Origin of the sequence: Paracoccus denitrificans (assembly GCF_900100045.1) — a bacterium.
Lineage (GTDB): Bacteria > Pseudomonadota > Alphaproteobacteria > Rhodobacterales > Rhodobacteraceae > Paracoccus > Paracoccus denitrificans.
On record NZ_FNEA01000012.1, the window covers coordinates 1 to 22,830 of the forward strand.

Annotated in this window: 18 protein-coding genes; 11 read left to right on the forward strand and 7 right to left on the reverse strand. The window is 68.9% G+C overall.

Annotation, left to right across the window (positions count from 1 at the left end; all coding sequences use genetic code 11):
- The first annotated feature begins 1 nt into the window (after position 1).
- From acs to BLT64_RS11985, 6 genes are all read left to right on the forward strand, one after another.
- Positions 2-1,957 carry an acetate--CoA ligase gene (gene acs / locus BLT64_RS11960; protein ID WP_011750442.1) on the forward strand — a complete coding sequence of 652 codons (1,956 nt, stop codon included), beginning with the start codon at positions 2-4 and terminating at the stop codon, positions 1,955-1,957.
- Positions 1,958-2,163: 206 nt separating this feature from the next.
- Positions 2,164-2,472: a DUF485 domain-containing protein gene (locus BLT64_RS11965; protein WP_011750441.1), complete on the forward strand. Its 309-nt coding sequence runs from the start codon at positions 2,164-2,166 to the stop codon at positions 2,470-2,472.
- On the forward strand, positions 2,469-4,184 hold the full coding sequence (locus tag BLT64_RS11970; protein ID WP_011750440.1) for a cation acetate symporter: 1,716 nt from the start codon (positions 2,469-2,471) through the stop codon (positions 4,182-4,184). The genes BLT64_RS11965 and BLT64_RS11970 overlap by 4 nt, the downstream gene beginning before the upstream one ends.
- 93 nt (positions 4,185-4,277) lie before the next feature.
- On the forward strand, positions 4,278-4,649 hold the full coding sequence (locus tag BLT64_RS11975; protein WP_011750439.1) for a response regulator transcription factor: 372 nt from the start codon (positions 4,278-4,280) through the stop codon (positions 4,647-4,649).
- Between the two features lie 65 nt (positions 4,650-4,714).
- Positions 4,715-5,749 (forward strand): bifunctional enoyl-CoA hydratase/phosphate acetyltransferase, encoded by a 1,035-nt coding sequence (locus tag BLT64_RS11980; RefSeq protein ID WP_261766718.1) that lies wholly within the window; start codon positions 4,715-4,717, stop codon positions 5,747-5,749.
- Positions 5,746-6,849, forward strand: a complete 1,104-nt coding sequence (locus BLT64_RS11985; protein WP_011750437.1) for an acetate/propionate family kinase — start codon at positions 5,746-5,748, stop codon at positions 6,847-6,849. Before BLT64_RS11980 ends, BLT64_RS11985 begins: the two co-directional genes overlap by 4 nt.
- Here the strand turns inward: BLT64_RS11985 and BLT64_RS11990 are convergent.
- From BLT64_RS11990 to BLT64_RS12015, 6 genes are all read right to left on the reverse strand, one after another.
- On the reverse strand, positions 6,846-8,615 hold the full coding sequence (locus BLT64_RS11990; RefSeq protein ID WP_011750436.1) for a PHA/PHB synthase family protein: 1,770 nt from the start codon (positions 8,613-8,615) through the stop codon (positions 6,846-6,848). The genes BLT64_RS11985 and BLT64_RS11990 overlap by 4 nt on opposite strands.
- Before the next feature lie 57 nt (positions 8,616-8,672).
- Positions 8,673-9,647: a zinc-dependent alcohol dehydrogenase family protein gene (locus BLT64_RS11995; RefSeq protein WP_232290555.1), complete on the reverse strand. Its 975-nt coding sequence runs from the start codon at positions 9,645-9,647 to the stop codon at positions 8,673-8,675.
- 109 nt (positions 9,648-9,756) lie between these two features.
- Entirely contained in the window at positions 9,757-10,530 is a 774-nt protein-coding gene (locus BLT64_RS12000; protein ID WP_011750434.1) for a heme ABC transporter ATP-binding protein, read from the reverse strand.
- A complete protein-coding gene (locus BLT64_RS12005; RefSeq protein WP_011750433.1) occupies positions 10,527-11,603 on the reverse strand; it encodes a FecCD family ABC transporter permease in 1,077 nt (358 codons plus the stop codon). The genes BLT64_RS12000 and BLT64_RS12005 overlap by 4 nt, the downstream gene beginning before the upstream one ends.
- Complete coding sequence (locus BLT64_RS12010) at positions 11,603-12,478, reverse strand: heme/hemin ABC transporter substrate-binding protein (protein ID WP_011750432.1); 876 nt, start codon at positions 12,476-12,478, stop codon at positions 11,603-11,605. The genes BLT64_RS12005 and BLT64_RS12010 overlap by 1 nt, the downstream gene beginning before the upstream one ends.
- Entirely contained in the window at positions 12,475-13,515 is a 1,041-nt protein-coding gene (locus BLT64_RS12015; protein ID WP_011750431.1) for a hemin-degrading factor, read from the reverse strand. The genes BLT64_RS12010 and BLT64_RS12015 overlap by 4 nt, the downstream gene beginning before the upstream one ends.
- Before the next feature lie 159 nt (positions 13,516-13,674).
- On the opposite strand from BLT64_RS12015, the gene BLT64_RS12020 reads away from it, so the two are divergent.
- Positions 13,675-15,735 (forward strand): TonB-dependent receptor domain-containing protein, encoded by a 2,061-nt coding sequence (locus tag BLT64_RS12020; RefSeq protein ID WP_011750430.1) that lies wholly within the window; start codon positions 13,675-13,677, stop codon positions 15,733-15,735.
- A 105-nt stretch (positions 15,736-15,840) separates the two neighbouring features.
- Here the strand turns inward: BLT64_RS12020 and BLT64_RS12025 are convergent, their stop codons facing one another.
- On the reverse strand, positions 15,841-17,541 hold the full coding sequence (locus BLT64_RS12025; RefSeq protein ID WP_011750429.1) for an ABC transporter ATP-binding protein: 1,701 nt from the start codon (positions 17,539-17,541) through the stop codon (positions 15,841-15,843).
- A 605-nt stretch (positions 17,542-18,146) separates the two neighbouring features.
- Between BLT64_RS12025 and BLT64_RS12030 the strand changes: the two genes are divergently transcribed.
- The 4 genes from BLT64_RS12030 to BLT64_RS12045 are packed head-to-tail and all read left to right on the forward strand — an operon-like array spanning position 18,147 to position 22,827.
- On the forward strand, positions 18,147-18,539 hold the full coding sequence (locus BLT64_RS12030) for a hypothetical protein (protein ID WP_011750428.1): 393 nt from the start codon (positions 18,147-18,149) through the stop codon (positions 18,537-18,539).
- A gap of 31 nt (positions 18,540-18,570) precedes the next feature.
- Complete coding sequence (locus tag BLT64_RS12035) at positions 18,571-20,433, forward strand: RiPP maturation radical SAM C-methyltransferase (protein WP_011750427.1); 1,863 nt, start codon at positions 18,571-18,573, stop codon at positions 20,431-20,433.
- Positions 20,426-21,520, forward strand: coding sequence for a TOMM precursor leader peptide-binding protein (locus BLT64_RS12040; protein ID WP_157137460.1), 1,095 nt, complete (start codon positions 20,426-20,428; stop codon positions 21,518-21,520). Before BLT64_RS12035 ends, BLT64_RS12040 begins: the two co-directional genes overlap by 8 nt.
- On the forward strand, positions 21,517-22,827 hold the full coding sequence (locus BLT64_RS12045; protein ID WP_011750425.1) for a YcaO-like family protein: 1,311 nt from the start codon (positions 21,517-21,519) through the stop codon (positions 22,825-22,827). The genes BLT64_RS12040 and BLT64_RS12045 overlap by 4 nt, the downstream gene beginning before the upstream one ends.
- Positions 22,828-22,830: the final 3 nt, after the last annotated feature.

Sequence of the window (22,830 nt, forward strand, 5' to 3'; positions counted from 1 at the left end):
CATGACCATTGAAACTTCTGGGAAACATCCGATTCCGCCGGGTTTTGGGGATGCCCTGGTCCAGCCTGGCGATTACGCCCGCATGTATGCCGAATCGATCTCGGACCCTGACGGGTTCTGGGGCCGCGAGGGCAGGCGGCTGGACTGGATCCACCCCTATTCCAGGGTGAAGAACACCGATTTCGCCATGGGCCAGGTCTCGGTGAAGTGGTTCGAGGACGGCATCCTGAACGCCTCGGTCAACTGCATCGACCGCCACCTGCCCGGGCGCGCGAACCAGGCCGCGATCATCTTCGAGCCGGACGACCCGGACCAGCCGGCGCGCCACATCACCTATGCGGAACTGTCGGAAAAGGTGAACCGCTTCGCCAACGTGCTGCTGAGCCAGGGGGTGATGCGCGGCGACCGGGTGGTGATCTACCTGCCGATGATCCCCGAGGCGGCCTATGCCATGCTGGCCTGCGCGCGGATCGGCGCCATCCACTCCATCGTCTTCGCCGGCTTCTCGCCCGACGCGCTGGCCAACCGCATCAACGACAGCGGCGCCAAGCTGGTGATCACCGCCGACACCGCGCCGCGCGGCGGCCGCAAGACGGCGCTGAAGTCGAATACCGACGCGGCGCTGCTGCATTGCTCGGACCGGGTGCGCTGCCTGGTGGTCAGGCATACCGGCGACCAGACCAGCTGGATCGACGGGCGCGACGTGGACGTGCTGGCGATGATGGAGCAGGTCAGCCCGGATTGCCCGCCGCGGCCGATGAATGCCGAGGACCCGCTGTTCATCCTCTATACCTCGGGCTCGACGGGCAAGCCCAAGGGCGTGGTGCATTCGACCGCCGGCTACCTGCTTTATGCCGCGATGACGCATCAATACGTCTTCGACTACAAGGACGGCGACATCTTCTGGTGCACGGCCGACGTGGGGTGGGTGACGGGGCACAGCTATATCGTCTACGGCCCGCTGGCCAACGGCGCCACGACGCTGATGTTCGAGGGCGTGCCGACCTGGCCGGATGCCGGCCGCTTCTGGGCGGTCTGCGAAAAGCACGGGGTCAACCAGTTCTACACCGCGCCGACCGCCATCCGGGCGCTGATGGGGCAGGGGCCGGAATGGGTCGAGAAGCACGACCTGTCCAGCCTGCGGGTGCTGGGCACGGTGGGCGAGCCGATCAACCCCGAGGCCTGGGTCTGGTACGACCGGCATGTGGGCAAGGGGCGCTGCCCGATCGTCGACACCTGGTGGCAGACCGAGACCGGGGGTCACATGATCACCTCGCTGCCCGGCGCGATCGAGGCCAAGCCGGGCTCGGCGACGCTGCCCTTCTTCGGGGTCAGGCCGGTGGTTCTGGATGCCTCGAGCGGGGCGGTGCAGGAGGGCGACGGGGTCGAGGGGGTGCTGTGCATCGCCGACAGCTGGCCGGGGCAGATGCGCACGGTCTGGGGCGACCACCAGCGCTTCATGGAGACCTATTTCCAGCAATATCCGGGCTATTACTTCACCGGCGACGGCTGCCGGCGGGACGAGGACGGCTATTACTGGATCACCGGGCGGGTGGACGACGTGATCAACGTCTCGGGCCACCGGATGGGCACGGCCGAGGTGGAATCGGCGCTGGTGGCGCATGAGAAGGTGGCCGAGGCGGCGGTGGTGGGCTATCCGCACCCGCTGAAGGGCCAGGGCATCTATGCCTATGTGACGCTGATGAACGGGGTCGAGCCCAGCGACGAGCTGCGCGCCGACCTTGAGAAATGGGTGCGCACCGAGATCGGCCCGATCGCCAAGCCCGACCTGATCCAATGGGCGCCGGGCCTGCCCAAGACCCGTTCGGGCAAGATCATGCGCCGCATCCTGCGCAAGATCGCCGAGGACGATTTCGGCGCCCTCGGAGACATCTCCACGCTCGCAGACCCGGGCGTCGTGGACCAACTCATCGAAAACAGAATGAACCGTCACTGACGGCAGCGGCCGGCGGCAACGCGCCGCCGGCCCCGGACAAGACACCGATCACCATGGGCGCAGCACCGCGCCCATGGACCGGCTGCGGCTTGGCTTGAGAAACCCGCCAACCGCCGACAGCCGCCCAGCAAGGCCCGACTTCGCCGGCATGCCGCCGGCGCGGCCGAAAAGACCGCAGATCGTGGCAGTGGAGGAGCACGACCCCGATGCAAGACAACCTGGCCGAACGGATCGCCGCAGATCCGAACTATCAATCACTGAAGGCGAAGCGATCCCGCTATGGCTGGATCCTGACGATCGCGATGCTGATCGTCTATTACGGCTATATCCTGCTGATCGCCTTCGACAAGGAGATGCTCGCCGCGCGGATCGGCGACGGCGTCATGACCTGGGGCATCCCGCTGGGCTTTGGCGTGATCATCTTCACCATCATCATCACCGGCGTCTATGTCCGCCGCGCGAACGGCGAGTTCGACGAGCTGAGCGAGAAGGTCCGGCGGGAGGCGCTGAAATGAACCACAACATCCTGCGCAAGGGCCTGCTGGCCGCGGCCCTGGCCGTGCCCGGCAGCGCCATGGCCGCCGACGTGATCCAGGGCGCCGAGAAACAGGCGACGAACTGGACCGCCATCACCATGTTCGCCGCCTTCGTGCTGGCGACGCTCTACATCACCAAATGGGCGGCCGCGAAAACCAAGTCGGCGGCGGATTTCTATACCGCCGGCGGCGGCATCACCGGCTTCCAGAACGGCCTCGCCATCGCCGGCGACTACATGTCGGCCGCATCCTTCCTGGGGATTTCGGCCGCCGTGATGATCTCGGGCTATGACGGGCTGATCTATTCGATCGGCTTCCTGGTCGGCTGGCCGATCCTGACCTTCCTGATGGCCGAGCGGCTGCGCAACCTGGGCCGCTTCACCTTTGCCGACGTGGCGGCCTTCCGCTTTGCCCAGACCCCGGTGCGCATCTTCGCCGCCTCGGGCACGCTGGTCGTGGTGGCCTTCTACCTGATCGCGCAGATGGTGGGCGCGGGCTCGCTGATCCAGCTGCTGTTCGGGCTGGACTACTGGATCGCCGTGGTGATCGTCGGCGCGCTGATGATGATCTATGTGCTTTTCGGCGGCATGACCGCGACGACCTGGGTGCAGATCATCAAGGCCTGCCTGCTGCTGGGCGGCGCGTCCTTCATGTCCTTCATGGTCATGTGGCACTATGGCTTCAGCCCCGAGGCGATGTTCGCCGATGCCGTGCGCGTCAAGGCCGAGCTGGCAACCGCCGGCGGCAAGACCGCCGAGGAAGCCGCGGTTGCGGGCCAGTCGATCATGGGTCCGGGCACTTTCATCAAGGATCCGATCTCGGCCATCAGCTTCGGCATGGCGCTGATGTTCGGCACCGCCGGCCTGCCGCATATCCTGATGCGCTTCTTCACCGTTCCCAGCGCCAAGGAAGCGCGCAAGTCGGTGATGTGGGCGACCGGCTGGATCGGCTACTTCTACCTGCTGACCTTCATCATCGGCTTTGGCGCCATCACCTTCGTGCTGACCAATCCCGAGTTCCTGGACGGCTCCGGCGCGCTGGTCGGCGGCTCCAACATGGCGGCCGTGCATCTGGCGCAGGCGGTGGGCGGCAACGTCTTCCTGGGCTTCATCTCGGCCGTGGCCTTCGCTACCATCCTGGCGGTGGTCGCCGGGCTGACGCTCTCGGGCGCCTCGGCGGTCAGCCATGACCTCTATGCGACCGTGATCAAGAACGGCAACCCCGCGCCGGGCAGCGAGCTGCGCGTCTCGCGCATCACCACGCTGGTGCTGGGCCTGGTCGCGGTCGTGCTGGGCATCGCCTTCAAGAACCAGAACATCGCCTTCATGGTGTCGCTGGCCTTCGCGGTGGCTGCCTCGGCCAACTTCCCGGTGCTGTTCATGTCGGTGCTGTGGAAGGATTGCACGACCAAGGGCGCGGTGACCGGCGGCTTCCTGGGGCTGATCTCCTCGGTGGTGCTGACGATCCTGTCGCCCTCGGTCTGGGAGGCGACGCTGGGCAACCCTGCCGGATCGGCGCCCTTCCCCTATACCTCGCCGGCGCTGTTCTCGATGACCCTGGCCTTCCTGGGCATCTGGATCGTGTCCAAGATGGACAACGGCGCGCGGGCACGCATCGACCGGGCGGGCTATCTGGCCCAGCAGGTGCGCTCGGAAACCGGGATCGGCGCGTCGGAAGCCTCGTCGCACTGAAGCCGGGAATGGCGGCCCGTCCCTTTCGGGGGCGGGCCTTCGTCGTCTCGATCCGGCCGTGCCGGGTCTGGTGTCCGGTCTTTGGGAGGGGTGATGGCCCATATCCTGATCGTCGAGGACGAGGACAACATCGCCGCCGCGCTGGAGTTCCTGCTGGCGCGGGCCGGCCACAGCTACAGGCGGATCGCCGGCGGCGGCGGTGCGCTGGACGAGATCCGCGCCAACCGGCCCGACCTGGTGCTTCTGGACATCATGCTGCCCGACATCTCGGGCTATGAGATCGTCGGGGCGCTGCGTGCCGATCCCGCCCTGCGCGACGTGCGGGTGCTCCTGATGACCGCGCGCGGCTCGGTGGTCGAGCGCCGCAAGGGGTTGGCGCTTGGCGCTGACGGCTTCATCGCCAAGCCCTTCGAGTTGTCGGAACTGCGCGCCGAGATCGCGCGGCTGCTGGGCGCGACCAACTGAGCCCGAACGCTGACCCCGGATCCTGCCTGCCCGTGTCGGATCGTCGCAGCGGGCCGGCGTTTCCTGTGGCATTCCGGGTCGCGACCGGGATTTCGCTTGTCTCCGGCCGGCAGATCGGGATCCTCGGGATCAGGACTCGCGCCGGAACGGAAGGCCAGAACGGAAGGATAGCGATGACCGACGCCTATCAAGCCATCATCGACCGCTGCGCCGGGCTGCCGCCCCTGCGCACCGCCGTGGTCCACCCGGTGCAGCACGCCGTCTTCGAGGCGGTGGAGGAGGCGCGTTCGGCCGGACTGATCGAGCCGGTGCTGATCGGCCCCGCCGCCCGCATCGCCGCCGCGCTGGCCGAGGCCGGCCATGCCCCCGACGCCTATGAGATCGTCGATACCGAGCACAGCCATGCCGCCGCCGCCCGCGCCGCGCAGATGGCCGCGGCCGGCCAGGTCGGCGCCATCATGAAGGGTTCGCTGCATTCCGACGAGTTGCTGGGTGCGGTCATTCACCCGCAATGCGGGCTGCGCACCGAGCGGCGGATCAGCCATGCCTTCCTGATGCTGACCGAGGATTATCCGCGCCCCTTCATCATCACCGATGCGGCGGTCAACATCGCGCCCGACCTGATGGTCAAGGCCGACATCGTGCACAATGCCATCGGGCTTTGGCGCGTGCTCTGGGGACCGGCGCGGCCCAAGGTCGCGATCCTCGCCGCGGTCGAGACGGTCAATCCCAAGATGCAGGCCACGCTGGATGCGGCGGCGCTGTGCAAGATGGCCGATCGCCGCCAGATCGAGGATGCGGAGCTGGACGGTCCGCTGGCCTTCGACAATGCGATCAGCCCGGCGGCGGCGCGGGAAAAGGGCATCGCCTCGCCGGTGGCGGGGCAGGCCGACATCCTGCTGGTGCCCGACATCGAATCGGGCAACATGCTGGCCAAGCAGCTGATCTTCATGGGCGGTGCCGATGCGGCGGGGATCGTCCTGGGCGCGCGGGTGCCGGTCATGCTGTCCAGCCGCGCCGATTCCGTGCGCGCCCGCATGCTGTCCACCGCGCTGGCCGTGCTGATGGCCGAGGCGCGCCGGCTGGGGCAGGTGAAATGATCGCGGCGATCCTGACGCTGAACGCCGGCTCGTCCAGCCTCAAGTTCCGGGTCTTTGCGCGCGAGGGGCTGGCGCTCTTGGCGCGCGGCGCGGTCAGCCGCATCGGCGCGGATGCCGAACTGGTGGCCGAACTGACCGGCGCGTCCCAGGTCCGCAGCCCGGTCGCCGGCGGCGATCATGCCGCCGCCATGCAGGCGGTGCTGGATTTCATCGACGCCCATGACGAGGGCTGGCGGATCGAGGCGGTGGCGCATCGCATCGTGCATGGCGGCACGCGCTATACCCGCTCGACCCCGGTGACGCCGCAGGTGCTGGTCGATCTGGCGGCGCTGATCCCGCTGGCGCCGCTGCACCAGCCGCATGGTCTGGCCGCCATCGCCGCCGCCCGCCGGCTGGTGGGCGAGGACGTGCCGAACCTCGCCTGTTTCGACACCGCCTTTCATGCCGGGCGCGACGCGCTGTTCACCCATTTCGCCCTGCCCGAGCCGCTGTTCGAGCAGGGCGTGCGCCGCTATGGCTTTCACGGCCTGTCCTATCAATGGCTGGCGCAGGTTCTGGCGCGCGACCATCCCGAGCTGCATCGCGGCCGGGTCGTCGCCGCGCATCTGGGCAATGGCGCCAGCCTTTGCGCCATGCATCAGGGGCGCAGCGTCGATACCACCATGGGCATGACCGCGGTGGACGGCATCCCCATGGGCACGCGCTCGGGCGCGGTCGATCCCGGCGCCATCCTGCTGATGCAGCGCAGCTTCGGCATGACGCCCGAAGAGATCGAGGATCTGATCTATAACCGCTCGGGCCTTTTGGGCATGTCGGGCCGCTCGAACGATGTCGCGGCGCTGCTGACGGACGGCTCGGCGCAGTCGCGCTTTGCGCTGGACTTCTTTGCGCTGAGATGCGCGCAGGCGGCGGCCGCGATGGCGGTTTCGCTGGGCGGCATCGACGCGATGGTCTTTACCGGCGGCATCGGCGAGAACGCCGCCCCGGTGCGCGAGGCGATCCTGCGCCACATGGCGCCGCTGGGCGATTTCGCCACGCTGGTCATCCCCGCCAACGAGGAATGCATGATGGCGATGGAGGCCGCCGCGCTGCTGGCCTAGCGCTGGCGGACATAGCTGCCCGGGGCATCCTCCAGCGCCGGATAGCCCGCGGCGGCGGCGCCGATGCCCGGGGGCGCCACCCGCTCGGCGGCGGAATGCCGCGCCAGCCAACCGCTCCAGGCCGGCCACCATGAGCCCTCGCGCCATGCGGCGGCGCGCAGCCAGTCCTCGGGGGGCAGGCAGGTATCGTCCGGGCCGCGGGTGGCGATGCGGTAATGGCTGCCCGGCTGCGAGGGGTCGAAGATGATGCCCGCCAGATGATCCTTGTCCGCCAGCACGAAGGTCAGCTCGGCATCGCTGAGGCAATGCAGCTGATAGACCGATCGCCAGGGGGCGACGTAATCCTCTTCGGTGCCGACTGCAAAGATCGGTGCGCGAAGGTTGCGCAGCGCCACGGGACGGCCGTCCGCCCGCAGCCGGTCGCCGGCCAGCGCGTTTTCCAGATAGAGCCGGCGCAGGTATTCGTCCTGCATGCGATAGGGCATGCGGGTGGAATCGCTGCTCCAGGCAAGGATGTCGGTCATCGGCTCGCGCTCGCCCATCAGATAGGCGTGCACCATGCGCGACCAGACCAGGTCGTTCGAGCGCAGGAAGCGAAAGGCGCCCAGCATCTGCTCGGCCGTCAGGTAGCCGCGCTGCCGCATCGCATTTTCCAGGCTGTGCAGCTGGTCGTGGTCGACGAACAGCGCCAGATCCCCCGGCTCGGTGAAATCCGTCTGCGCCGCCAGAAGCGAGACGCTGGCCAGCCGGTCGTCCCGCGCCCCGGCCATGGCCGCCGCCGCGATGGCCAGCAGCGTGCCGCCCAGGCAATAGCCCGCCGCATGGATGCCCCGCCCGGGCAGGATGGCATTGATCGCCTCGACCGCCGCCATGACCCCCAGGCGGCGGTAGTCGTCCAGCGTCAGGTCGCGGTCGTCGGCCGTGGGATTGCGCCAGGACAGGCAAAAGACCGTATGCCCGGCCTGGACCAGATGCCGGACCAGCGAGTTTTCCGGCGATAGGTCCAGGATATAGTATTTCATGATCCAGGCCGGGATCAGCAGCACCGGCTCGGCCAGCACGGTTTCGGTCGCGGGGGCGTATTGGATCAGCTCGATCAGGTGATTGCGGAACACCACCTTGCCGGGCGTCGCCGCGACCTCGTAACCGACGCGGAACCGCTCGGTTCCGACCGGGGGCTTGCCGGCGGCGAGCCGTGCCATGTCCTCGCACCAGTTGCGCATGCCGGCCAGATGGTTCAGCCCGGCGGTCTGCATGCTGCGGGCGATGATCTCGGGATTGGTGAAGGGCAGGTTCGCCGGAGAGGCCATGTCGAGCCATTGCCGCACCATTGCCGAAAGCAGGTTTTCGTAATGCGGATCGGTTCCGGGCACGTCATGGGTGGCCTCGTGCCACCATTGCCGCGCCAGCAGGAAGCCCTGGACCCAGATGCTGAAGGGCGGGTTCTGCCAGGCCGCGGCGGCAAATCGCCGGTCCTGCGGGCCGGGGCGGATCACCGGCTCGGCCTTGGGGTCCGTGGCCAGCGCGGCGATATGGGCCATAAGCTCGGCCGTCTCGCGCGCGGCCCGGTCGGCCAGTTCCAGCCGCTTGCCCGGCGCGGCGGCCAGATGCGCCGACCAGTCGATCAGCGCCATGCCAAGCGCCAGCGGCGAGACGCCGGTGCCGAATCCGGCGGCCATCGCCTCGCGCAGCCGGTCGATGGTGCGATACGGGGCGGTATCGGTCCCGGCGGGGCCGGCTTCGGGGGTGTTCACCTTATGCGTCATGGCAGGGATCCCGGCAGGAAAGGCATGGGCCGGGCGCCACCGCGCCCGGCGGGCGGCTCAGGGCACCAGCACGGCCGCGCCGTCGAAACGGCCGGCGCGCAGGTCGTCCAGCGCGCGATTGGCCTCGCGCAGCGGATAGGTCGTGGTTTCGGTCGCGATCCCGATGCGGGGCGCGAGCGACAGGAAGTCCAGCCCGTCCTGCCGCGTCAGGTTGGCGACCGAGGCGATCTGGCGTTCATGCCAGAGCAGGGCATAGGGAAAGGCGGGGATGTCGCTCATATGGATGCCGGCGCAGACCACGCGGCCGCCCTTGCGCACCGCTTTCAACGCCAGGGGCACCAGATCGCCAACCGGGGCGAAGATGATCGCCGCATCCAGGGGTTCGGGCGGCGCCTGGTCCGAGCCGCCTGCCCAGACCGCGCCCAGGCTGTGCGCGAAGTCCTGCGAGCGCAGGTCGCCGGGGCGGGTGAAGGCATGGACCGCACGGCCCTGCCATGCCGCCACCTGCGCGACGATATGGGCCGCGGCGCCAAAGCCGTAAAGTCCCAGCCGAGGCGCCTTGCCCGCGATCACCAGCGCGCGCCAGCCGATCAGCCCGGCGCAAAGCAGCGGCGCCAGCGCCACGTCCTCGCCCGTCTCGCCCAGGGGAAAGGCGAAACGCGCGTCGGCGATCACCGAGGTCGCATAGCCGCCGTCGCGGGTATAGCCGGTGAAGCCCGGCGCATCGCACAGGTTCTCGCGCCCCTCGCGGCAATAGGGGCAGGCGCCGCAGCTATGGCCCAGCCAGGGGATGCCGACCCGCTGGCCCAGGGCAAGGCCGGCGACGCCGGGGCCAAGCGCCTCGATCCGGCCGACGACCTCATGCCCCGGGATGATCGGCAGCACCGGGTCGGGCAACTCTCCGTCGACCACATGCAGGTCGGTGCGGCAGACGCCGCAGGCCGAGACGGCGACCCGGATCTGGGCCGGGCCGGGCTCGCGGTCGGGAAGTTCGGTCCAGACCAGCGGCGCGCCGATCCGTTCCAGCACCATGGCATGCATCCGCCTTCTCCCATCGCCGGGGTCATGCCCAATATGCGGGCGGCGGGCCCGGCTTGCAAATGGGCGCGGCTTTAGGTCGCGGAGTTTTCGCGCTTGCCGGTCACGCCGCCGCGTGGGGCAGCACCCAGATGCCGCTGTCGGGCACGGCATTGACCCGCAGCCGGCAGCCATAGGCGAGCGACAGGGAGTCGTCGGTCAGCACCTCGCCGGGCCGGCCCTGGCACAGCACGCGGCCGCCGCTCATCAGCACCAGCTTTTGCGCGAAAAGCGCAGTCAGGTTCAGGTCGTGCATGATCGCGACCACGCCGCCGCCGGCCTGGGCGTAATCGGCGGCCAGCCGCATCACCGTCAGCTGATGCGCGATGTCCAGGCTGCTGACCGGCTCGTCCAGCATCAGCCAGCGCGGGCCGTCCGCGTCTACCGGCTGCCAGACCTGCGCCAGCACGCGGGCAAGCTGCACCCGCTGCTGTTCGCCGCCCGACAGTTCCTGGTAAAGCCGGCCGGAAAAGCCTGGCAGATCGACCGCCGCCAGCGCCGCCGGCACCAGCGCCTCGGCGCGTTCGCCGCGCGCCTCGACGCCGATGCGCACCACCTCGGCCACGGTGAAGGGGAAGGACAGCGCGGCGGCCTGCGGCAGCACGCCCCGGCGCTGCGCCAGCTCCTCGGGCGACATGCGGGCGATGTCGCGCCCGTTCAGGGCGATGCGGCCGCGGCTGGGCAGCTCTCCGGTCAGGCTGCGCATCAGCGTGGTCTTGCCCGAGCCGTTCGGCCCGACGATGGCGGTGATCTCGCCCGCGCGCGCCTCGACCGAGACGGCGTGCAGGATTTCCTTGCGGCCAAGGCTGACCCGGATGTCGGTGGCGATCAGGCTCACAGGTCCAGCACCCCCCGGTTGCGCAGCAGGATCCACAGGAAGAAGGGCCCGCCCATGATGGCGGTGACGATGCCGATCGGCAGTTCGGCCGGGGCGATGACGGTGCGGCTGACCATGTCGGCCAGCAGCAGCGTCACCGCGCCCAGAAGCGCCGAGTTGACCAGCAGCCAGCGGTGGTCCGGCCCGCTGGCCAGCCGCAAGAGGTGCGGCACGACGATGCCGACGAAGCCGATGCCGCCCGAGACCGCAACGGCGGCGCCGGTGGCGGCGGCGACGGTCAGGATGGCGCGGTTCTTGACCTTTTGCACCCGGATGCCGACATGGCCGGCTGCCGCCTCTCCCAGCGCCAGCGCGTTCAGACCGCGCGCCAGCCAGGGGGCGTAAAGCAGCGCCAGCGCCATGATCGGCGCCCCGGCCAGCAGCTTGGGCCAGTTCGCCCCGGCAAGCGAGCCCAGCCCCCAGAAGGTCAGGTCGCGCAATTCCCGGTCACTGGCGCGCAGGATCACCACGCCCGAAAGCGCCCCCATGATCGCGGCCAGCGCGATGCCGGCCAGCAGCATGGTCGCGACCGAGGTGCGCCCGCGCCGCGTGGCGATGCGGTAAAGCGCGATGGTGGTCAGCCAGCCGCCGGCAAAGGCCGCGACGGGCACCAGATACCAGCCGAAGAACGCCGCGATCCCGGCGGGCAGCGCGCTGCCCAGCACGATGGCCAGGATCGCGCCCAGCGAGGCGCCCGAGCTGACGCCGACGATGCCCGGATCGGCCAGCGGGTTGCGAAACAGCCCCTGCATCACCGCGCCCGAGACCGCCAGCGAGGCACCGACGAAGATGCCCATCAGCACGCGCGGCAGGCGGATGTCCATCAGCACCACCCGGTCCTGCACCGCAAGCTCGCGCCCCGCCATCAGGTCCGAGACCGCCCGCGTGAGCGACGTCCCCGAGGCCCCCCAGCCCAGCGAGATCACCGCCACCACGGCCAGCAGCAGCGCCAGGAACAGGCCCAGGCGCCGGGCGCGGTGGCTGCGGTCCCCTTCCAGCCGTTCGGGGCGAAGGTCGGGCGTCACGGCCACCATCACGACCCCGTATAGATCAGGTCGTGCAGCTCGACCGCGGCTTCGCCGGTGCGGGGGCCGAAGCCCAGCAGTTTCAGCCCGTCCATCATCACCAGCCGGCCCTCGCGCCCGGCCGGGGTCTGGGCCAGCGCCGGCATGGCCAGCGCGGCCTCTTTCGCCGCCGTGTGGCTGCTGCCGCCATTGGCATCCGCGTCCGCCCGTTCGTCGCCGCGCCGCATCATCAGGATGACATCGGGCGCCGCCTCGATCACCGCCTCGTCGGTAACGGGCTTGTAGCCCTGGACGCCCTGCATGGCGTTCTGCGCCCCGGCCAGCCGGATGATGCCGTCCGCCGCCGTGTCCGCGCCGCCGGCCATGACGCGCCCGCCCTGCAGGGACAGCACGAACAGCACCTTCTTCGGCTCGCCCACGGCCTGCGCCCGGCCGAGCGCCGCTTGCAGGTCGGCCGCCAGCCTTTCGTGCAGCGCGCGGCCCTTGTCGGGCACGCCGAGCGCCTCGGCGACCGCATCGACCTTGTCCAGCACGCCTTCGGCGTCATAGCGTTCCTCGACGCTGACAAAGGCCACCCCGGCCGATTGCAGCACCGCCACCGCTTCGGGCGGGCCGGCGCCGTCCTCGGCGATGATCAGGTCGGGCGAGACCGACAGCACCCCTTCGGGCGACAGCGCGCGGACATAGCCGACATCGGGCAGGGCATTGGCCTCGGGCGGCCAGTTCGAGGTGGTGTCGCGGCCGATCAGCCGCGCCTCTTCGCCAAGCGCATAGACGATCTCGGTCACCGAGCCGCCCAGCGACAGCACGCGCCGGGCCTCGGGATAGGTCTCGGCGCCGGCGGTGCCCGCCAGCAGGATCAGGGCAAGGGCCAGCCGTTTCATTCCGCCGCCTCTGCCAGCGCCGGCAGGTCGGCGACCAGCGTCGCCCATTGCTCGGCATTCCCGCCCTTTTCCGGGCGCAGCCCGAAGCATTGGAAGATCAGCGCCCCCTCGGCGTCGAACGCCTCGACCGAGATGGCCGGGCCGCGCTTGGTGGGCTTGTCCACCGCCCAGACCTCGGCGACATGATCGCCGCGCAGGTGCAGGTTGAAGCGCGGGTCCATCACGTTCAGCCACGGCCCCATGGGCCTGAGCGAATGGACCTTGCCGGAATGGATCTCGATGCAGCCCATGTTGCCGACGAAGAACATCACGCCCACGCCCCCGGCATGGACGCGCTCCAGAAGCGCCGGCACCGCCTCGACCGCCAGCGGCCGCACCAGGGGCGCGCCGGCGATGCGATAGGCGCCCAGCCGGTTCATCTTGAGCCGCCGGATCAGGATGTTGAACTGATGCGTATCGGTCATCGCCGCCCATTCCCGGCGCAGCGCATCGGCGCGCTCGGCGCCGGCCCTTGGCGGCTCGACCGGCGCGCGGGGCTCGAAGCTGGCGGTGTCCGACTGGTCCGGCAGCGCCAGGTCGCGCTTCAGCGCCTCCCAGGCCGGCAGGTCCGAGCCCTCGCGCAGGTGGATCTTGTGGACCGCATCGCCCGCCGCGTCGAAGACCTGGATCGAGCGGCGCGTGCCCGTCTCGGCCTCTTGCTCGACGGCGAAGGCATGGACCCAATGGCGCGGAAAGATGCGCAGGTCGATCTCGGGGTCCACGGTCATGGCGGCATGTTCGCCGTCGTGGAAGTCGTTGTAGGTGCCGATCTTCTCGATCACGCAAGAGCGGTTGCGGGTCAGCGCCATGACCTCGCCCAGTGCCTGCACCCGCGGGATCAGCCGGCCGGGCAGCGGGTCGATGCGGGTGGTGCCGTGGCCGATCCGGGCCGCAACCAGCGCCGCCTCGGGGACGCCCAGCCGTTCGGCTAGGTCGAAGGGGCGGCCGCCGTCCTCGGCCAGGATGCGGCGCAGCTCTGCGGGGGAATGGTCGGTCATCGCGGTGTCCTTCATTGCTGTTGCGCGCCGGCCTCGGCCCTGTTCGGTTCCAGTCAGGGCGCAAGGAATCATTGACAGTTTTACTAAGAATATTTTACTTCGCGCAAGATGCCAGCCCCGTGGCCAGCCGCGAACTTCACGACATGACAACGGGGACACATGCCACGCCACTCGATCCGCGGCGCACTTCTGGCCGGAACGGCCTGCCTGACCGCCTTGACCTTCACCGCCCCGCTGCTGGCGCAGGAACGCGCCGGGGCCGATTCCGCACAATCCACCTATGTGCTCGACCAGATCGTGCTGCGCGCCGGCAAGCCCAAGGTGGCGTCGGAAGTGCCGCAATCGGTCTCGGTCGTGGACAGCCGGCAGCTTGAGGACATCGCGCCCATCCATATCGGCGAGGTGCTGGCCACGGTGCCCGGCGTCGCCGGCGTCGGCTCGGGCAGCTTCTTCGGGCAGGGGTTCAACATCCGCGGCTTCGGCTCCTCGGGTGCCGCGGCGTCAGAGTCCGGCATCGTCCAGCTGATCGACGGAGAAGAGAAATATTACGAATCCTACCGCCAGGGTGCCTTGTTCGTGGAACCTGACTTCCTGCGCCAGGTCGAGGTGTTGCGCGGTCCCGGCTCGTCCACGCTTTACGGTTCGGGCGCGCTTGGCGGCGTGATCGCCATGGAGACGATCGAGGCCGGCGACCTGATCGCCGAGGGCCAGACCTTCGGCGGCCGGACCAAGCTCGGCTATGCCAGCAATCCCGACACGGTGCTGGGCAGCGTCGCGCTTGGCTGGCGCCCGGCCGAGGATTTCGAGGCGCTCGCCGCCTTCGCCTGGCGCAAGCTGGGCGATACCAAGGATGCGGACGGCAATACCACCGTGCGCGCGAATTCCAAGACGCCGAACCTGCTTCTGAAAGCCAAGAAGACCTTCGGCGACCAGTATGTCGCCTTCTCCTATCAGCATCTGGAGGCCAAGGGCGACGATCAGGACTTCAACCAGCTCGAAGGCGCGCAGGTCGGGCTGTTTCCCGGCTTTCCGGGTTGGGGGGTTGGCGACATCACGACCCGCGACCAGACCGCGCGCTTCATCTGGGGCTGGAACCCCGAAGACAATCGCTACGTCGACCTGACCGCTACCCTGTCCTATACCAACACGCTCAAGGACGTGCGGCAGGGCGACGACCCGGACGAGCCGATCATGGATTCGCTGCTGGGAGAACGCGACTACCGGCTGTGGAAATTCAAGCTGAGCAACGTCGCAGACCTGTCGGGGGCGGGTTACGACCACCACCTGACCACCGGCGCCGAGGTGCTGAAACAGGACCGCTCCTCCAGCGTTCCGTCGAGCTCGCATCCCGAGGCCTATACCCGCGCCTGGGCCGCCTATGCGTTGTCCGAATTGACCTGGGGCGACCTGACGATCAACTCCGGCCTGCGATACGAAAAGCAGCGCACCGAGCCGAAATCCTCGGTCACGGTGACGGATGACACCTACGACGCGGATTCGGTCGAACCGCAGGTCGCCGCCATCTACCGCCTGAACGACAGCCTGTCGGTCTTTGGCTCAGTGGCTTTCGTGAACCGCATGCCGACGGTGGACGAACTTTACGACAGCTTCATGGGAGGCGCGCCTTCGGGTGACCTGAAGGACGAGAAGGGCAAGAACATCGAGCTGGGCCTGTCCTATCACGGCAGCGGCATCCTGACCGCGAGCGACGAGGCGGTGGTGAAGCTCACGCTGTTCCGAAACCATATCGACGACATGATCGTGCGCACCAATGCGCCCGCGCCGATGCCGGCCTATGTCAATATCGACCGCGCCTATCTGCGCGGCGGCGAACTCGAGGCGACCTATTCCGTCGCCGCATGGGAGTTCGGAGCGGCCTTCTCGGTCGTAAATGGGGTGGATCAGGACGGTGCCGACCTGGACACGCTGCCCAACAACCGCGTGACCCTGCAGGCGATCTGGCAAGCCAGCGACGCTTTGCGCCTTGGCCTGCGCAGCACGCTGGCCGATGGCCGCGACAAGCCTAACGGCACGCATCGCGCCGGCTACGGCGTGCATGACGTCTTTGCCACCTGGGTGCCGCAGGGCGGTGCGGCGGCGGGGATCGAGGTCCATGTCGGCGTCGACAATGTCACCGACCGCGACTACACGCCCGCAACCTGGCTCAGCGGTCCGGCGCCGGGGCGGAACTTCAAGCTGTCGGTCTCTCGCAGCTTCTGATCCGCACCACCCCGGGGATGACGGCCAGCCTTGCAAGGCTGGCCGTTTCCCTTGAGGGCTTCACCGTTCCCCAAATACTCAAGCGTCCCTGCGCCGCCTGGGCGGTCACCCTGCCAGCCGGGCATAGACCCCGCCGCGGGCGATCAGCGCGCCGTGATCGCCCGCCTCGACGATGTGGCCCTCCTGCATGACCACGATGCGGTCGGCATGGCGGATCGTGCCCAGCCGATGCGCGATGACCAGCGTGGTGCGGCCCACGGCCAGCGCGTCCAGCGCCGACTGGATCTCGCGTTCGGTCTGGCTGTCCAGCGCCGAGGTCGCTTCGTCCAGGATCAGGATCGGCGGGTTCTTGAGGAAGGCGCGGGCGATGGCGACGCGCTGCTTCTGCCCGCCCGACAGCATCACCCCGCGTTCGCCGACAAGGGTGTCGAGCCCTTCGGGCAGGCTTTCGATCAGCGGCCCCAGCCGGGCCTGGCGCGCAGCCTCGATGATCTCGGCGTCCGAGGCACCCAGCCGGCCATAGGCGATGTTCTCGCGCAGCGTGCCGCCGAACAGGAACACGTCCTGGCTGACCAGCCCGATCTGGCGGCGCAGGCTGTGAAGCTGCATCCGGTCCAGCGCGATGCCGTCCACGGTGATGCGGCCCTGCGTCGGTTCGTAAAAGCGGGGCAGCAGCGCCAGCAGCGTCGTCTTGCCGGCGCCCGAGGGGCCGACGAAGGCCACCGTCTCGCCCGAGCGGATGGTCAGGTCGATGCCTCGCAGGATCGGGCGGTTGGCATCGTAGGAAAAGCCCACGCCCTCGAAGCGGATGTCGCCCCCAAGCGGCGGGGCGGGAACGGCATCCGGGGCGTCGCGGATCTCGGGCTCGGTCGCCAGCAGTTCCTGATAGCGGCGAAAGCCGGCGATGCCGCGCGGATAGGTCTCGATCACCGCGGCGATCTTTTCCAGCGGGCGGTAGAAGACGCCGACGAGCAGCAGGAAGCCGACGAAGCCGCCGGTGGTCAACGCGCCCGTCAGCACGAAGCCGGCGCCGATCACCATCACCACTACCTGCACCAGCCGCAGCCCCATGTATTGCAGCGCCAGCGATCCGGCCATGATGCGATAGGCATCGAGCTTGGCGGCGCGATAACGCTGGTTGTCGGCGGCGAACAGTTCGCTTTCATGCGCCTCGTTGCCGAAGGCCTGCACGACGCGCACGCCGCCAAGCGCCTCTTCCAGCCGGACGTTGAAATCGCCGACGCGGGAGTAGATCGCCTGCCAGGTCTGGGTCATGCGCCCGCCATAGACGATCACCAGCGCCAGCATCGCCGGCACCACCAGCGCCACGACCAGCGCCAGATCGGGATTGATCGCGAACATCAGCGCGAAGGCGCCGAAAAAGGTCATGATGGCGATGAAGGCATCCTCGGGGCCGTGATGGGCGACCTCGCCGATCTCTTCCAGGTCGCGGGTGACGCGGGCGACCAGCTTGCCGGTGCGGGCGCGGTCATACCAGCGCCAGGACAGCCGGGTCAGGTGGTCGAAGGCGCGGGCGCGCATCTCGGTCTCGATGTTGATGCCCAGCTTGTGGCCCCAATAGGTGACGATCGCCATCAGCCCGGCATTCAGCGTGTACAGTCCCAGCAACCCGGCAGCCGCCAGCATGGTCAGGCCCCAGTCGCCCTGCGGCAGCAGGTGGTCGATGAAGGCGGTGACCGCCAGCGGGAAGGCCAGCTCCAACAGGCCCGACAACACCGCGCAGCCGAAATCCAGCCAGAAAAGCCCCATCCAGGGGCGGTAATAGGCGAAGAACGCGCGCAGCATGGCAGTTTCCTTCCAATTCCTTCGTCGGGCGGGGCCGGCGACGGGTCGCCATCCTCGCGGTGCAGCACCCGCGGCCGCATCGGGTCGCCCGTTCCGTCCGCTTGGCCAGTTCGGGCAGGGCGATGACGGCGCTGCGGCCCCGTGCGTGGCATATCCGGCGGGCGGGGGGAAGCCCCCGGCTTACGCGGCCTCCAGGGCCGGTCCCCGATAGCCCTGACCGGCCGGCCATGTGTGCCGTTGGGATCGCGCCGTCGTTCTGCCACGGCGTTCCAGGGAAACCTGTCGGCTTTTTTGCGGCCGGGGCGCAGTCGCCGTGCCGGGATATTCCCGGCACGGCGCGAATCGCGCGGCATGACAACCCAGGGGAGAATGCCGCATATTCCCGCACCGGGAAAAGACAGGCCCCGGAATCCCATTTTTTCGTGATGATCGAATGCCCGACGCCTTTCATTTCCAGCAGCCCAATCGTGAAAATCACAACCCGCAGTCTTTTCGATTAATGGTTTATTCGAAACAGCCTGTGTTCACGAAAACATTATCGAGCCGCAAGATTTCGTGATAGGATCGAAAATGGAGCAACCCACGTTCTGTCGGAGGATTCCACGATGGCCGGTAGTGAGAAGAAGGAGACGGGAAAGACCCTGGAAATGCGGGTGGCCGAGCTCGAGGACAAGCTGAAGGGCCTGGAGGTCACCGAAGAGGAAATGCGCGCCTATAACAAGGTCGCCTCGATGATGGCCACGGCCCAGCCCGCGGCCGCGGCAACCAGCCCGGCCCTGACCCCCGTGCCGGATGCCTGCGTGATACAGCAATGCGTCCGCCCCTGCGTGATCAGCCAATGCACTGTGATTTCGCAATGTATCCGGCCTTGCGTGGTGCAAGCCTGCACCATCCGCGCCTGCACCATCATCCAGCCCTGCATCAACGAATGCGGCGGCGGCTGCGCGCCCGGCGGCGGCGGCTTCAGCGGAGGAGGTTTCGGCGGCCTGGGCGGCTGAGCAGCCCGTTGCATGACCAGTGGAGGGGCGAATGCATGTCCTGTTTCCCGTCGTTCCCTTCGCCGATATCGGCCGGCCGGCCATGGGTGTCGGCCTGCTGATCGCCGAGGCGCGCGAGGCCGGTCACAGCGCCGAGGCGCTTTATCTGAATATCGACATGGCCGCCCGCATCGGGCTGGTGCCCTATCAGCGCATTGCCACGAATTTCCCGCCGAACCTGCTGATCGGCGAATGGCTTTTCGCCGCGGAATTGTTCGGGGATGAAATATCATCGCCCGATGAATTCATTCGCGACATTCTGCATCCGCATTTGGGCGATGACCGCGACATTTATGCCGCGATGCGGCAAATCCGGGCGCTGCTGCCGGATTATCTGGACGCCTGCATGGCCCAAATCATCGCGCGCCGTCCCGACGTGGTCGGTTTCAGCACGGTCTTTCACCAGACCTGCGCCTGCCTTGCCTTGGCGCGGCGGCTGAAGGCGCTGCCCGATCCGCCGGTCGTCGTGTTCGGCGGCGCGAATTGCGAAGGCGAGATGGGCTGGCAGATGATCCGCAGCTTTCCCTGGATCGACCATGTCTGCTCGGGCGAGGCGGATATCAGCTTTCCGCTGCTGCTCGACCGGCTCTCGGGTCGGCGCGAGCCGGGGCCGATCCCCGGCGTGCTGGACCGGGGCGCGGCCGAGGCGCCGCTGCGCTCGCAGGGCGTGACGCAGATGGACCGGCTGCCCTATCCCGATTTCGACGATTACTTCTTGCACCTGGCGCAATCGCCGCTGGCGGGCCAGTTCCAGGGGCACCTGGTCTTCGAGACCTCGCGCGGCTGCTGGTGGGGCGCCAAGCATCACTGCACCTTCTGCGGGCTGAACGGCGACACCATGGCCTTCCGCTCGAAATCCCCCGACCGGGCCTTTGACGAGATCACCTGGCTCGCACAACGCCACAAGGCCAGCCGGGTCGGCTGCGTGGACAACATCCTCGACATGAAATACGTCACCACGCTGTTTCCGCGGCTGGCCGAGGCGGGCTATCACCTCGACCTGTTCTACGAGGTCAAGTCGAACCTCCGGCTGGACCAGTTGCGGCAGATGCGGGCGGGGGGCGTGACCCAGATCCAGCCCGGCATCGAAAGCTTTTCCGACCGGGTGCTGAAGCTGATGGACAAGGGCTGCACCGGATTTCAGAACATCCAGTTGATGCGCTGGTGCCGCGAGCTGGGGATCGAGGTGGCCTGGAACGTGCTTTCCGGCTTTCCGGGCGAGGAGCCCGAGGAATATGCCGCCATGGCCCGGCTGATCCCGCAGTTGACGCATCTGGACCCGCCCTGTTCCTGCGGCATGCTGCGGCTGGACCGCTTCAGCCCGTTCCACAGCCGGGCCGAGGCCCTGGGCATTCGCCGCATGCGTCCGGCGCGGGCCTATTTCTACGTCTATCCGCTGGGTCGGCGGGAATTGTCGCGGCTGGCCTATTTCTTCGATTTCGACCACGAGCCGGGTTGCGAGCCGGCCGTCTATGTCAGCCCCGTCCAGGCCGCGGTCGCCGATTGGCGCAATGCCAGCCTGGCCCCCGAGGGCCGGCCCATGCTGGATGCGGAATTCGATGCGGGCGGCGTCACCATCCGCGACAGCCGTGCCGTCGCGACCGCCCGCCGCCACCGGCTGACCGGGCTTGCCGCGCGGCTTTACGCGCTTTGCGACAGCGCGGCCTCGATCGCCGGGCTCGCCCATGCCACCGCCGAGCCCGAGGCGCGGATCGAGGCCGAACTGGCCGATCTGGACCGCGCACGGCTGATCGCCCGGCAGGGCGAGCGCGCGCTGGCGCTCGCCGTCTTCCGCATCCGTCCCCCGACCATCCAGGCAGAGAGCCATGCCCTTTCGGAACCCGCTGTTGCCTGAGCATTTCCTGGCCTGGGCCGAGCCCCCCGACGAGGGCGGCGACGAGTTGCTGCGCATCGTGTCATGGCGGCGGGCGCTGACGCTCAAGGGCCATTCCTTCCGCGAATTCAGCCGCGAGGTGGTGCCGCTGCTCGACGGCCGCACCGGCATCGACCGGATCTGCGACGAGGTTGCCGACATCTTCGCCCGCGAGGATCTGGAGGCCGCGCTGGAGATGCTGGGCGGGCAGGGGGTCGTGGTCGAGGGCGGAGGGGCGGATGCGGCCGCCCTGCCGGCCGGGTTGCAGCCGCAGCTCGCCTGGCTCAGCGAGGCCGCGCCCGAGGGCCGTGCCGCTCAGCGGCACCTGACGGCGGCGCGCGTGGTGCTGTTCGGGGGCGGCGGGCCGGGTGCGGCGGCGGCGCGTGGCCTCGCGGCCGCCGGGATCGGCGAATTGCTGATCGTCGATCCGGCCGAGGTCGGCGCCAGCGACAGCTATTTCTCGCCGCTGTTCCGGCCCGGCGATGCCGGCAGCCTGCGCGCCGAGGCCCTGGCTGATGCGCTGGCCGAACTGGCGCCGGATTGCCGCATCCGCACCCGGACCACTCGCCCCGACAGCCCGCAGGACATCGCCGCGCTGATCGAGGGGGCGGCCATGGTGCTTTGCTGTCTCGACGCCGGAGAGCTGAACCTGGCGCTGAAGCTGAACCGGGCCTGCCGCGACCTCGGCATGCGCTGGCTGGCCGGTGGCATGGAGGGGCTGGACCTTGTCGTCGGCCCCGGCTTTTCCGGCGACCCCGATGCCGCCTGCTACATGTGCTGGCGCATGCGCGAGGTTGCCTGCGCCGCTAATCCGCAGGCCCGTTTCGCGCTGGAGCGGCATCTGGACCGGCTGCGCCGCGACCTGTCCGCCCGGCGCGAGAACCTGGCCATGGGTGCCGATATCGTCGGCGGCATGATGGCGGCCGAGGCGGTCGCGGTGCTGACCGGTGCCGGAGAGCCGGCGCTGGACGGGCGTTTCCTCGTGGTGGAACTGCCCGGGCTGCGGCAGGAAAAGCATGGCGTGCTGCGCAAGCCCGGCTGCCCGGTCTGCGGCGGGACGGCGAGATGAGGGACGATGCGGTGCAGGCCGAACGGCTGGGTGCGGCGCTGGTCAGCCGCCGTTGCGGGCTGGTGCGCGAACTCGCGCCGCAGGGCAGGGGCCCCGAGGAACCCTGTCCGCCGCATCTGTGGACGGCGACGCTGGCGCATTATGATTTCCGCGCCGCCGGTCCCTCCGAGCGGCTGAATGCCGGCAAGGGCCGGACCGAGGCCGAGGCGCGGCTTTCCGCCCTGGGCGAGGCGATCGAGCGGTATTCGGCCTATCACTGGGACGCCTCGCGCATCCGCGTCGGCCCGGCGCTGCCCGGCGCGATCACCCCCGCCGATTGCGTGCTGCATTCCGAGGCGCAATATCGCGCCGGCCTGCCCTATCCGCGCTGGAGTCCCGCGACCGAGACGAGCTGGATCGAGGGGGTCGAGCTGCCCTCGGGCCGGCCGGTCGAACTGCCGGCGGGGCTGGTCTATCTGCTCAGCCCGCTGCCACGGCCCCAGGATCATGTCGCCGCCGTCACCTCGAACGGGCTGGCGGCAGGGTCCGACCTGACCCGCGCCGTCATCGGCGGGCTTTGCGAGTTGATCGAGCGCGATGCGCTGATGATCACCTGGCTCAACCGCCTGCCCGCCACGCTGATCGAGACGCCCGAGACCGGCTGCATGGCCGCCGCGATCATCAGGCACTACCGCCGCTTCGGGGTCGTGGTGCGGCTTTTGTCGCTGGCCACCGACCAGGCCGCCTTCGTGGTCATGGCCGTGGCCGAGAACCCGGACCCGGCGCAGGGCGCGCGCATCGTCGGCATGGGTTGCGACCCCGACCCGGCCTCTGCCGTCGACAAGGCGATGTTCGAGCTGTGCCAGGCCCGGCCCAGCATGATCTCGCGCCTTGCCCGCAGCGACGCGGCCGAGCGGTTGCGCGGCCCCGAGGATGTGCGCGACCTCGACGACCACCCGCTTTATCATGCCCTGCCGCGCAATCTGGGCGCGTTCGATTTCCTGTTCGCCTCGGGCAGCCGGGTGCGGCTGGACGACCTGCCGCGCCCGGCTGCCCCGGACCCCGAGGCGGTGCTGGCCCGGCTGGTCGAGGCCGCGAATGCCGCCGGTGCCCGCATCGCCTATGTCGATATCACCGCGCCGGACATCGCGCCGCTTGGCCCGCGCGTGGTGCGCTGCTTTGCGACCGGGTTCCAGCCGATCCATTTCGGCCATGGCGAGGGCCGCCTGGGCGGGCGCCGGCTTTACGAGGCGCCGCTGCGCTGGGGCCTGCGCGCCGAGCCGCTGGCCGAGGCCGACCTGAATCCCTGTCCCCATCCGCTGGCGTGATCC

Excerpts from the sequence above, each read along its gene's own strand:
- BLT64_RS11990 (WP_011750436.1), bottom strand. The coding sequence starts at position 8,615 with ATGACGCATAAGGTGAACACCCCCGAAGCCGGCCCCGCCGGGACCGAT.
- BLT64_RS12035 (WP_011750427.1), top strand. The coding sequence starts at position 18,571 with ATGCATGTCCTGTTTCCCGTCGTTCCCTTCGCCGATATCGGCCGGCCG.
- BLT64_RS11995 (WP_232290555.1), bottom strand. The coding sequence starts at position 9,647 with ATGGTGCTGGAACGGATCGGCGCGCCGCTGGTCTGGACCGAACTTCCC.
- BLT64_RS12005 (WP_011750433.1), bottom strand. The coding sequence starts at position 11,603 with ATGGTGGCCGTGACGCCCGACCTTCGCCCCGAACGGCTGGAAGGGGAC.
- BLT64_RS12025 (WP_011750429.1), bottom strand. The coding sequence starts at position 17,541 with ATGCTGCGCGCGTTCTTCGCCTATTACCGCCCCTGGATGGGGCTTTTC.
- BLT64_RS11985 (WP_011750437.1), top strand. The coding sequence starts at position 5,746 with ATGATCGCGGCGATCCTGACGCTGAACGCCGGCTCGTCCAGCCTCAAG.
- BLT64_RS11965 (WP_011750441.1), top strand. The coding sequence starts at position 2,164 with ATGCAAGACAACCTGGCCGAACGGATCGCCGCAGATCCGAACTATCAA.
- BLT64_RS12010 (WP_011750432.1), bottom strand. The coding sequence starts at position 12,478 with ATGAAACGGCTGGCCCTTGCCCTGATCCTGCTGGCGGGCACCGCCGGC.
- BLT64_RS12030 (WP_011750428.1), top strand. The coding sequence starts at position 18,147 with ATGGCCGGTAGTGAGAAGAAGGAGACGGGAAAGACCCTGGAAATGCGG.
- BLT64_RS11975 (WP_011750439.1), top strand. The coding sequence starts at position 4,278 with ATGGCCCATATCCTGATCGTCGAGGACGAGGACAACATCGCCGCCGCG.
- BLT64_RS12015 (WP_011750431.1), bottom strand. The coding sequence starts at position 13,515 with ATGACCGACCATTCCCCCGCAGAGCTGCGCCGCATCCTGGCCGAGGAC.
- acs (WP_011750442.1), top strand. The coding sequence starts at position 2 with ATGACCATTGAAACTTCTGGGAAACATCCGATTCCGCCGGGTTTTGGG.
- BLT64_RS11970 (WP_011750440.1), top strand. The coding sequence starts at position 2,469 with ATGAACCACAACATCCTGCGCAAGGGCCTGCTGGCCGCGGCCCTGGCC.
- BLT64_RS12045 (WP_011750425.1), top strand. The coding sequence starts at position 21,517 with ATGAGGGACGATGCGGTGCAGGCCGAACGGCTGGGTGCGGCGCTGGTC.
- BLT64_RS12020 (WP_011750430.1), top strand. The coding sequence starts at position 13,675 with ATGCCACGCCACTCGATCCGCGGCGCACTTCTGGCCGGAACGGCCTGC.